The organism is Streptomyces dioscori, assembly GCF_003024195.1.
Taxonomy (GTDB): domain Bacteria; phylum Actinomycetota; class Actinomycetes; order Streptomycetales; family Streptomycetaceae; genus Streptomyces; species Streptomyces dioscori.
The window spans coordinates 76,047-87,785 of the sequence record NZ_KZ679053.1; the positions used below are offsets into that span (position 1 = coordinate 76,047).

An 11,739-nucleotide genomic window follows, 5' to 3' on the forward strand; every position below is an offset into this window, starting at 1 on the left:
AGGCGGTCCTCGGCACGGGCAGGTCGGACCCAAGCATCCATGGTCCGGCCATGCCGTGTCCTGCCCGGCTCGCTCATCGGGTCACAGCAGCGGTCCCGGCTTCTTCGTCGTCTCAGAGTGTCCGCTCGTAGAGCGTTCCTACGCGGACCAGCGTCGGACGTCCGTCCGCGCCGGGATTGTAGAACTGCACGGCCCTGTAGGCGTCCGGACTGCCGATGTCCAGGGAGAAGCGGCGCAGTTCGCTGTCGATGCAGACGAGCGGCAAGGGCCGGCCCCCTCCGGATGCGCCCCCCATCAGCCGTTCCCAGGCGACCAACGCGGGTGAAGGTGTCGTGCGCAGATGGAGTCGCCCGTCGTGCACTTCGACGGAAATCTGGCCGTTGGGTGACTCGTAGACCCCGGTGAACTGCTCGTTGTCGACCTTGAGGCTGGGCTCCGGCGGGTACGAGGGAGCGGGGCTGCTGACGTCGAAACACTCCTTGAGCAGACTCTCGCACAGCTCCGTGTACAGCTGAAAGCCGGTCGTGCTGTTCGTGAGTACCGCGAGGACGGCCTTCTGCTCAGGAATGACATACAGGTTGGAGTGCATACCGAGGTTGGCGCCGCCGTGTGCCAGGACCGGGTCGTCACCCTCGCGGACGATGGCCCAGCCGAGTCCGTAGTTCACGTACATGGGGAAGCAGCCCCAGTAGTCGTCGAACTGCGGTTGGCGCATCTTCTGAAGTGCCTCGCGGGACAGGATGCGGTGTCCGTCGGGTGTCGTGCCGTCGATGTGCATCCGCCCGAGCTTGACCAGGGCTTCCACGTCGAGCCACAGGCGGGACCCGGCCGGGCCGTTCTCGGGCCAGGCGCGCAGGCGAGGGATCCGCGACGCGTTCCCGGTGGCGGGGTCGACGATGTGCCCCACGGCGGTTGAGCGCAACAGGAGTTCTTCGGCGTCCGCGGTCGCGTTGAGGCCAAGGGGCTCAAGGATGCGCCTGCTGAGTGCCGTGTGAAAGCGCTCGCCGGTGATGACTTCGATGATCCTTCCGAGGGTGCTCATGCCCATGTTGCTGTAGGACCACCGCTGGCCGGGGGTTCCCGTGACCGGCAGGCTGGTGAGCTCTCGCATCAGCCGTTCAAGTACGTCGTCGCCGGGAACGAGGTCTGGCATGTAGTCGCCGGGCAGGCCGGACGAGTGGTTCAGCAGCATGCGTACGGTGATGGCAGCTGAGCGCTCGGCATTCGTCAGCGTGAAGTCAGGCAGGTAGGTCTGCACCGGCGCTTCGAGTTCGAGCAGACCCTCGTCGACGAGCGCCATCGCCAGTGAAGCGGTGAACACTTTGGTGACGGACCCGGCGGCGAACAGTGTGTCCGGTAGTACGGGGGCACCGGTTACCACGTTCACTGTGCCGGTCTCGGCTTTGACAAGTGTGCCGTCGTGCCACAGGGCTGCTGAGGCACCTACGACGTGGAATGTGGCGGCCAGTTCCGAGAGCCGACGAGTGAGCTCCTTCGATGTCATCATTCGCACAAAGATAGGTGAGCGGGCAATCGGCCACACGCGACACCAGTCACCCTTGCCCGTTGGCTGCCTTGACAGTTGTCGCGCAGGTCCAGGAAGGGACAGTCGACTGCTTGTCGCAGCTTTCTCGGTGATGTGTCTTTTCGACACAGGGCACAGTGGCCATGGGATGATCCCTGGCCACTGTGCCCTGTGGGTACCGCTGTCGAAGGCGAGCAGTCCGCCTTCCGCAGTCAGTGCGTTCCGTTCAGGCAGGTTGGGCAACCCGGAAGGCGCTCACCGTGGTGGAGAGACCTCTTGAAGCGAGCCTCCTCCTCAACTGGAGCCGGAAGCTCGGCGGTGAGAATCGGTCGTTCCGGGAGCGCGTCACGGTCCACCAGTGCACCACCCTTGATCACGGCGTGGATGCTTTCGTAGTTCTTGGCGCCCCGCAAGGGGTCCTCGTCGAGAACAATCATGTCGGCGATCTTGCCCACTTCGAGCGTCCCAAGATCAGCGTCGACCTTGTACGCCTTGGCGATGTTGCGCGTCGCCGCACGGAGCAGATCGATCGGAGACATGCCCTTCTCCTCCATGGCTCTCAGCCAGACGAAGTGACCAGACGCCAGCCGGCCAAGGGCCTCCTCCTCGGGCAGCCCGTTCCAGGTGCCCTTGATCAGGGGCTCCTGCATGACTTCCGGAGCGAAGATTCCTCCGTCATTGGCGAGGAGAATCATCGCACCGGACTCGATGAGATTGCGGGCATTGGCATCCGACGCCTTCCACATCGTCCATTCATGGTCCGAGATGGATTCCTTGAGATGCGCCAGACCGTGATCGGTGAGCGGAAAGACGACGGCGCCGCATTCGCCCTGTGCGAGGAGGTCAAGGGTTTCGCGCGGGATCTCGGTCGGCCCGGTCATGTTGCAGTGCTGCACGAGGTCGCACCCCGCCTCGATCGACATCCGCAGCCCTTCGACCGACGAGGTGTGCGACTGCACGGTCAACCCGGCTCGATGAGCTTCCTCGACGATGGCGCGCTGCGTTCGCTCCGAAAATTGGATGAAGGCGCCGGCGGATGTACCGCCGTGCTCGTTCGACGCATACTTGACGAAGTCGATCCCGTGCCCGATGTATTGACGAACCTCGTCCCCGACCGCTTCCGGTGTGAGCCACATCAAGTGTCGCCCAGTGTTCTCGACCCACGTGGCATTTACTCGGTCGACGAAATGAGTGGTGCCGATACCCGGGATTCTCGAATCGAAGTCTCCGGAAAACGGGCCGTCGAATCCGATGATGTTTCCCGCGCAACGAATACGGCTGCCGACGATCTCGCCCTGTTCGATCTTGTCGCGGACCGCCATGAGCGCGCGCCGCGGTCCCCACGTGTCGAACACTGTCGTCATTCCGGCTCGGAGCGCGACCTGGGCGGCCTCGGCGATCAAGTCATCGTAACGCCCCTCGTATCGAACGAGCGTTTCGAAGAGGGCGTTGATGAAGAGATGCACGTTGGCGTTCATCAATCCAGGAATGATGAACTTTCCGCTGAAATCGATCGTCTCGGTGTCCGCCGGGATCGTGAGATCATCCGGCCGGCCGATGGCCACGATGCGACCGTTCTCGACGAGGATCGACCGACCGTCGATACCCGTCTCGGAGACGCCGTCGATGACAGTCGCGCCAGTCAACAGGAGTGACATTGTGTTCCTTCCACGATCGCCCGTGTTCTTCCGAAAAGATGAGCACGTTGCATTGATTCCTCCCACGCGGCCAAGCACTCGCGTTCAGCGCCAGACGTTCTCCGCCACGCGGAGGAAATTCTCGCCGAGGATGCCCCGGATGGCTTCGGTCGGATAGGAGCGATCCGCCAGTGCCGTCGCGATCGCGGGCAGTCGCTCCGGCTCGACGAAGTCAATGCGATCCCACTTCGCATAACTCGATGGGAACAGATCGGGGTTCTGAGCCAGTTCATCGTTGAGATCGTCGGCCTCGAAGCAGAAGTCGAGTCCAAGGCCCACGTGCTCCCAGCCGACCAGATCCACGGCGTGATCGATGTGGCGGACAAGCGCTTCGGTGCTGGTGTCGTTGGCACCCAGGAAGATGCCGACCCCGTTGATACCGATGACACCACCCGTTTCAGCGCATGCCTGGATCTGGTCGTCCCACACGTTGCGCTGATGGTCATGGACCGCGCGCGTCGCCGAATGGGAAAGCACGACGGGTGCCGTCGAGGCGGCGAAGACATCCATCGACGTGCGATAGGAACAATGGGTTGCGTCGACGACCATGCCCACTCGATTCATCTCGGCCACCACTTCTCTGCCGAACTCGGTCAGACCGCCGTCCGAGTCGTCGTGGCACCCCGAACCAGCTGCGTTCCGCTGGTTGTACGTGAGCAGCATGGTCCGGACACCGAGGTCGTAGTAGGTCTGTACGGTGTCGATAGTTCCACCCAACGGACGCGTGTCCTCAAGATCGAACGCAACCGCGAGGCGTCCGGTGGCCTTGGCCTGACGTACGTCGTCGGCCGAGTCGGCCATGACGTAGCGGTCAGGGTTCGTGAGCACATGACGGCGGAAGGCGGAGAGCACCCTGATCGTGTCGGCGATGTCGTGAGGCGCGTAGCCCACGTTCACCGAGACGAATGAGGCGCCGGCTTCGGCGTAACGCCACAACTCGTCGACGCGGGTGTCCGGGTCGAGCGGAAGGCAGCAATGCTGCTCCCACACCAGCGCCTGGGCGTATTCGGCCGCAAAGGCGTGCTGCGTCGTCGTGTGCTCCTGCTTCATGGATCTCCCAGAGCCGATAGGCGGGTCTCGGCCGAATGCTAGGACTACGCGGGACGACGGGCGAGCGTCAGTTGTCGTACGACTGAGGACAGCCGATCGACAAGTGTCGTGGTGGGTGAGGTGGCGCGAGGCTCCGCTGGTCGCACGGTGCACAGCTCTCTAGGAGGCGGCGAGTCCCGGGACCGTGTGTCGCATGGTGGTCACCACGAGACAAGAAGACGATTGAGGCCGCGGGTCGCATGACCGGTTTTCCAGTCCAGGGCGTGTATCTCTTCTGCCAAGGAAACAGGCGGCAGACGGGTAAGCACCCCTCGAACCGCTTCGGTCAACTGGATCTTTGCGAGGTGCGACCCCAAACAGCGATGCACCCCGTGCCCGAAGGTGAGATGAATGGGCCGAAATAACTTTTGCATGTCGACCTCGGGAAGGCCGTAGTTTGCGCCCAAGACGTCCACGACCACTGCTTCTCCCGGCCCGATGGTCAATCCGGCCATTTCAACGGATTCTGTCGCCATGCGTGCGAAAGTTGTGGTGACTGCGGGATTGGTGCGCAATGTGTCTTCGACGAATTCCGGAATCAAGGACGGCGTGTTCCGCAGCGCGTCAGCCTTCTCAGGTCGACTCAGTAGATCAAGGATGGTCAGCGAAATCTGGTCCACTGTCGTTTCGTAGCCTGCCATGAGGATGGCGAGACAGAGTGTCACCATGGCCCGGTTGGTCAGTTTTCCGTATCTGTCGCACGCCTCAATCAGCACGCTGATCAGATCTGCACCGCGTTTCTTTTCTTTCCTCTTGCGGGCAATCAGGCTCATCATGTAGCGGATCAGACTCAAGCTGCGGTCTTCGCCGTCAACCGGCGTGCCGTCCAGGTCGAACAAGACCGCGACATGCCCTGCGAAGTAGTTTCTGTCCTCCACTGGTATTCCCATGACATGACATATGACGTGTATGGGGAGCGGTGCGGCCAGTCCGGATACGAGGTCGCCCTGCGGGCCTCGACTCGCCACGTCGTCCAACAGCTCTGTGACGAGGGTTTCGACGAAAGGCTTCAGTTCCGCTACCCGTGACTGTGTGAACGTCCCGGCGACGAGTCTGCGAAGTTTCGCATGTTCCTGGCCGTCCATGCTGATGATGGATTCCGGGGAGGGGTCGGTGATGCCCATTTTGGCACCCTCCGGACCAGCCGCCAGGGATCTGCTGAAACGCTTGTCGGAGAGGATCTGGCGCGCGAGATGATAATCGCTGACGACCCACATGCCCGCGCCACTGGGGGCCTTTGCCCACTGCATCTTGACACCGTCGGGCAAGGGTGGCGGATCCAAGAAGTCTGGTAGCGGTCCCCAGGAAGGGCAGAAGCCACTGCGTTCGGTACTCTTGTCCACCGTGCCCCTTGGTGCTTTTCTACGTCCAGACCGGACATAAGGCTTGCAGAGCGCCTTGGGGTTTGTCCCGGCTCGTCAGGCAGCATGAATTCTCGTCGCGCCACGACTAAATTCGGGCTTCTCCTGTGCATAAATCATTCACTGCGCATGGTTACCCTAAGCCGCTGACTCCACCGAGTCAAGACCGAACGTTCTGCCCCGACGGAGCGCTGGCGGACGGTGCCGAGACGTGCCGCTTCGGTGAACCGTGGCGCGCTCTCGCCGGCCCTGGCAGGAGCGGATGATCATGAGGCTGCCGGCTTGCTGACTGTCAGCCGCCTCGATGCCACTGCACTGCGGCATCACACATGCGTGACATGCAGGGCCTCCGGCGGGGCGCTCACTGACAAGGGCATCGAACCGGCGGCCCAGCTGCGCTGCTGTGTTGGGGCGCTCGCCGCTGACTCGCCGTTCCGGGGTCCGAGTGCCGGCCTCAGTTGTCCAGAAGGGCGGGGCGCCCGCTCCTCAGCGGACCTTTCGCACCCGGGTGACGCTGAAGGCGCCGAGGAGTCCGAACACGGCTCCTCCCAAGAACAGGCCGGGGTAGCCGAACGCGCCGATGACGCCCGGGGCCGCGATGGGGATGAGCGACTGGGCGAGGTTGGCGACGCCGAGGTCCTTGCCCGCGGTCTCCTCGTTCGGCAGGACGTCCGCGAGCAGAGCGAGTTCGACGGCGAAGAAGGCGCCGGTTCCCGCGCCCAGGATGAGCTGGCCGAGCAGCAGCATGGGTATGGACGTGGACAGTGCGATGAGGGTGAGGCCGGCGGTCGCTATCAGGGATGCAGTGATGACGAACGGTTTGCGTCGGCCAATCTTGTCGGAGAGCCAGCCGAGTACCGGAGTGACGAGGAGCAGGCCGACCGCATTGGCGAGCACGGCTTGGAAGACCTTGGTCGGTGCTTCGGCGTCACTCACGTCGAAGTTCGCTATCAGGAAGTACGTCAGGTAGCCGGTGGCGGTGAACTGCGTGGTGTTGAGGAAGAACCGGGTCAGCCAAGCCCAACCGAGGTCGGGATACCGGCGAGGGTTGAACACGAAGGAGCCGAACAACGCCTTCATGTCGAACTGCTCGGCCGGCCGTTCGGTCCGGGTGCGGTCCTTGATCGGGGCGATCGCGCCGAGCATGAGTACGAGGCCGAACAGGCTCGGAACGAGAACCTGCAGGGTCCCGATCGGGAAGAGCTGCACCAAGAACGTCGCGCCGACCCCGCCTACGTTCTGGGCGAGGCTGATGAAGGATGCGACACGACCGCGGCGGTGAGGTTCCACCTGGTCGGGCAGCATCGCTATCAGGGCGGCGAGTGCGAAGTTGAGGCCGACTTGTGCGACGCTCCATCCGATCAGGACGAACAAGACGTTCGGTGCGTACGCGATGACGGCGACGCCGACGTAGCCGATGAGGGCTCCGGCGAGGATCCACGGCTTCCGCATCCCGTGACGGCTCATGGTCCGGTCGGACAGTCGCCCGGCGAGCGGGTTGGTGACGAAGGAGAAGAAGGCGCCCACACCCAGGACGAGCCCGAGGTTCGCTGCCGAGTCGGCGCGGTCCAGCTCGCGCAGCCGCAGAGCGATGGTGACCGCCAGAGGCGGGACCAGGGCGATCGACCAGCCGAGCAGTGCGAGAGGTATCGCGGCGGCGGCGTACTTGGACGGCGGCCTTACGGCGTGCTGCGGGGGAGTGGGGGCCAGTACCGAGGGTCCTGGACCGGCGCCGGTGGTGACAGGGGTGCTGCTTGATTCGTCCACATCAAGGTCCTCTGGATGAGGTAGACGCGGCAGGTGCGTCAACGTGGGCGAACCGTAACACCGAATTGTTCCAGGTGGAACTTTTTCTTTGGAGGGCGTGCCGAACAGCCCTCCAGTCCGGTGAAGTGCTCGCGGGGCCAGGTTCGACGCCGGTCAGGTCTGTCGGGAACCTTCGGCGGTCTGCGTTTCCAGCAGGCGCTCCAGCAGGGCCATGCCGGCGGACATGTCCGCCTCGGCGTCGAGCAACGCCTGCGTGGAAAGGCCGTCCATCGCCGCGACCAGCAGCGAGGCCGCCGTGTCGAGGGGGATGTCGCTGCGCAGGGTCCCACGGTCTCGGTGGAATTCCAGGATGAGCCTGGCTTCTGCCCGGATCGACCGATAGCGGTCGCGGAAGAACTCACGCGAGCTGCCGTACCCCGGCTCCAGTGCGCGTGCCACCATGCTGTGCCGCAATGCCATGAGGCCCGGCGTCTTGAGTACGTAGTTGGCGGCGAGCGCGGCGAACCCCGGCTCCAGGCCGCTGTCGTGAGCCGCCGCCAGTGCTTGCCGGTCCTTCTCCCGCAGTACCTCCAGGAAGAGGTCCTCGCGGGTCTCGAAATAGCGCCGCAGTGCGGCATGGCTCACGCCGATGGCTTCACCGATCGCGCGCAGCGACGTGCCCTCGAAACCGAGATCGGCGAACACCTCGACCGTGCGGTCGAGGATCTGCTGGCGACGGAGGATCCCCTTCGGGTAGCGCCCGCGAGACCCGGTGCCCGACAGCGGAGACACCTTCCCCCCGTCTTCCTTGGTCATCTGAGCAGCCCTTCCGTCGCTCGGTGTGCAGCGATGCAAACACTAGCGAAAGAAAAAGTTCCATGTGGAGCTTTCTGGTGTTAGCGTGCGGACATGTTTGACGACGACACTCAGGCGCAGCTCCGCATCGGCAATGTGGTCAGCTCCCGGATAGCCCCGAACCTCTTCCGGCGGACCGCGCCTCTGACGGTGACGGCGTGGGAGGTCCCCGACGAACCCGTTCCCTTCGCGGAAGTCGTCGACCAGCCCTTCGAACCGTTCTCCGTCGGGCAACGATGGAGCAGACCGTGGGGCACCACGTGGTTCCACGTGACGGGGGAGATGCCTGAGGGTTGGGGCCGGGAGGGCACGACCGTCCAGTTGCTCGTGGATCTGGGATTCAGCGGCCTGCTGCCGGCATTCCAGGCCGAAGGCCTGGTGTACCGACCCGACGGCTCGATCGTGAAGGGCATCGAGCCCTTCAACCATGTGATCGACATCGATCCGGAGCGGACCACGGAGATCGACTTCTACATCGAAGCCGCATCCAACCCCAACCTTCTTGAGCACTTCTTCGTCACCACTCTTGCCTCGGCGGCCGGAGGCGCGCCGCTGCCCTCGGGCTTCGCCGCACCCACCAGGTCTCACACCGTGCACCTGGGGGACAAGGCCACGGCCGGCACCGAACCGATCTACACACTGCGCAAACTCGCCCTGGTGGAACGCGATCTCGCCGTGGACTCGCTGCTCCAAGATGTCTCCGCGCTCATGGGACTCATGGGTCAGCTCGATCCCGCCTCCCCGCGTCGCGCGGCGATCCGCCACGCGCTGGAGCGGATGTGTGACGTCCTCGATCCCGACGACGTCACCGGCACTACCACAGCGGCCGCGGGCGAGCTGAGTGAGGTCCTCACCTCTCCCGCCCACTCAAGTGCCCACTCGATCGTGGCGGTGGGGCACGCGCACCTGGACTCCGCCTGGCTCTGGCCCACCCGGGAGACGGTCCGCAAGGCGGCACGCACCTTCTCGAACGTACTGACCCTGATGGACGCCGATCCCGACTTCGTCTTCGCCGCCACCAGCGCTCAACAGTTCGCCTGGGTCAAGCAGTTCTACCCGGAGCTGTTCGAGCGGGTCCGGACCCGGGTCCACCAAGGACGGTTCATCCCGGTCGGCGGTATGTGGGTCGAGAGCGACACCAACATGCCCGGAGGTGAAGCCCTCGTAAGGCAGTTCCTGCTAGGACAGAACTTCTTCCTCCGCGAATTCGGTGTCCTGTCCCGGGAGGCGTGGCTGCCGGACTCGTTCGGTTTCACCGCGGCGTTGCCCCAGATCGCACGCGGCGCCGGCACGGACAGTTTCCTGACGCAGAAACTCTCCTGGAACGACACCAATCGGATGCCTCACCACACCTTCCTCTGGGAAGGACTCGACGGCACCCGGATCTTCACCCACTTCCCGCCGAACGACACCTACGGCTCCGACCTCGGAGCCGGTGACCTGGCGAAAGCGCAGAAGCAGTACGCCGAGCACGGCGCCTCGAACACGTCGCTGACACTCTTCGGCTGGTCCGACGGCGGAGGCGGCCCCACCCCGGCGATGCTGGCCGCCGCTCACCGCAACCGCAACCTCGAAGGCGCCCCCCGCGTCACACTCGGCTCACCCACGCGGTTCTTCGACGAGGCCAAGGAGGCGCTGGCCCAACCGGCCGTCTGGTACGGCGAGATGTACCTGGAGGCACACCGCGGCACCTACACGAGCCAGGCAAAGACGAAGCAGGGCAACCGGCGCAGCGAGCATCTCCTGCGCGAGGCCGAACTGTGGAGCGTGACCGCGGCGGTCGGCGGGCTGATCGACTACCCGTACGACGAGTTCGAGTCGATCTGGCAGACGGTTCTGCTGCAGCAGTTCCACGACATCCTGCCCGGATCGGCCATCGCCTGGGTGCATGACGAGGCCGAAGAGGTCTACCAGGAGGTGGCGGTCCGCCTGGAGGCTCTGATCGAAACGGCGCAGCGGGCCCTTGCCGGTCACGGCAGCGAGCGGGTTGTCTTCAACGCCGCCCCGGTGACGATCGGGAGCAGTCCGGCCCTGGGCGCCGTGACCGCTGACTCGGCCCCGCAGGATGCCGCGGCCATTCCCGCTCGAACCGACTCCGGGTACGTGTTGCGGAACGGCCATGTCACCACGCGCTTCGACCCGGACGGGCAGCTGATCTCGTACGTCGACCGGGGAACGGGCCGGGAACTGATCGCTCCGGGTCAGGCAGCGTCCGTCCTGCAGATCTTCCGTGACATCCCCAACATGTTCGAGGCCTGGGACATCGACCGCGCCTACCTGCGCTCGATGACCGAGTTGCGCATCCCGGACTCCGTCGAGATCGTCGACCGGACCCTCGTGGTGCACCACACCTACGGAAAGTCATCGTTCACCCAGCGCTACTGGCTGGCGGAGGACGACAGCGAGCTGCAGATCGAGACCGTGGTCGACTGGCACGAACAGGAGAAGCTTCTCAAGCTCGCCTTCCCGCTGGACCTGCGCGCCGACGAAGCGGCGTCGGAGATCCAGTTCGGCCACGTCCGACGCCCTACCTTCGTCAACACCTCCTGGGACCACGCACGATTCGAGACGGTTGCGCACCGTTGGGTCCATGTGGCGGAGGGCGACTTCGGTGCCGTGGTCGCCAACACCTCCACCTACGGGCACGACATCACTCGCACCGTACGGGACGATGGCGGAACCACCACGGTGGTGCGAGAGTCGCTGCTCCGAGCACCGAAGTACCCCGACCCGGAAGCCGATCAAGGCGTCCACGTCCTGCGCACCGTTCTCGGCGTCGTGGGCGGCGTCATCGACGCGGCATCCACCGGTTACCGTACGAATCTGCCGACCCGAATCCTGGACGACGCCCACCAGGGCGTCGAGCCTGTGGTCACCGTCTCCGCGGATTCCGTCTTCGTGGAAGCGATCAAACTGGCCGAAGACCGTTCCGGCGACGTCATCGTGCGACTCTACGAAGCGGCTGGATCACGCGCCGACGCGGTCATCCATCCCAACTTTCCCTTCGCCGCCGCCTCGTTGACCGACCTGCTCGAACGTGACCTCGACCAGCGGACATGGCATTCGCACGAGGCCATCGAACTTGTTCTGCGGCCCTTCGAGATCGCGACGCTGCGCATCAGCCGAGCCCGGTAGAGGCACGATGGGCCGCCCGCTTTCCGATCAGGGACCTGTCGCTGCTGGGCACACCATGTTGTCGATGCGTCATGGGGATCTTCGGATCTTCTTGACGGAGACTCAGGTCGATTCGACCGGGGGATGCCCGTCCAACGCAGTCGATGCCGACCGATGAATCCGCGAGCGGCGATGGTCCGATCAGCCGCCGCTGACACCGTCCATATGTGGCCGTCTGGGCAGGTCGTCGTGAGCCCGTTCCTAAAGGTGGCGCTTCAGGAACGTCACGCCGTACGTCTGCTCACTCAGTTGTGAGGAGCTCGTCGGCCGTGCCGTGGTAGTTGTACACGCG

General features: G+C 64.4%; 7 protein-coding genes. 1 reads left to right on the forward strand and 6 read right to left on the reverse strand.

Annotated elements, in window-relative coordinates; translation table 11 throughout:
* Positions 1-112: 112 nt before the first annotated feature.
* From C6Y14_RS33630 to C6Y14_RS33655, 6 genes are all read right to left on the reverse strand, one after another.
* Positions 113-1,507, reverse strand: a complete 1,395-nt coding sequence (locus C6Y14_RS33630) for a serine hydrolase domain-containing protein (protein WP_107020664.1) — start codon at positions 1,505-1,507, stop codon at positions 113-115.
* Positions 1,508-1,737: 230 nt separating this feature from the next.
* Positions 1,738-3,183, reverse strand: a complete 1,446-nt coding sequence (locus C6Y14_RS33635) for an amidohydrolase family protein (RefSeq protein ID WP_107020665.1) — start codon at positions 3,181-3,183, stop codon at positions 1,738-1,740.
* Between the two features lie 84 nt (positions 3,184-3,267).
* The gene (locus C6Y14_RS33640; RefSeq protein WP_107020666.1) at positions 3,268-4,272 is read right to left on the reverse strand and encodes a dipeptidase; all 1,005 of its coding nucleotides are present in this window, start codon (positions 4,270-4,272) and stop codon (positions 3,268-3,270) included.
* A 200-nt stretch (positions 4,273-4,472) separates the two neighbouring features.
* Complete coding sequence (locus C6Y14_RS33645) at positions 4,473-5,654, reverse strand: cytochrome P450 (protein WP_159074362.1); 1,182 nt, start codon at positions 5,652-5,654, stop codon at positions 4,473-4,475.
* 504 nt (positions 5,655-6,158) lie between these two features.
* Positions 6,159-7,439 (reverse strand): MFS transporter, encoded by a 1,281-nt coding sequence (locus tag C6Y14_RS33650; RefSeq protein WP_107020668.1) that lies wholly within the window; start codon positions 7,437-7,439, stop codon positions 6,159-6,161.
* A gap of 153 nt (positions 7,440-7,592) precedes the next feature.
* Positions 7,593-8,234: a TetR/AcrR family transcriptional regulator gene (locus tag C6Y14_RS33655; protein ID WP_107020669.1), complete on the reverse strand. Its 642-nt coding sequence runs from the start codon at positions 8,232-8,234 to the stop codon at positions 7,593-7,595.
* Between the two features lie 93 nt (positions 8,235-8,327).
* Between C6Y14_RS33655 and C6Y14_RS33660 the strand changes: the two genes are divergently transcribed.
* Positions 8,328-11,408 carry an alpha-mannosidase gene (locus C6Y14_RS33660; RefSeq protein WP_107020670.1) on the forward strand — a complete coding sequence of 1,027 codons (3,081 nt, stop codon included), beginning with the start codon at positions 8,328-8,330 and terminating at the stop codon, positions 11,406-11,408.
* The last annotated feature ends 331 nt before the right edge of the window (positions 11,409-11,739 follow it).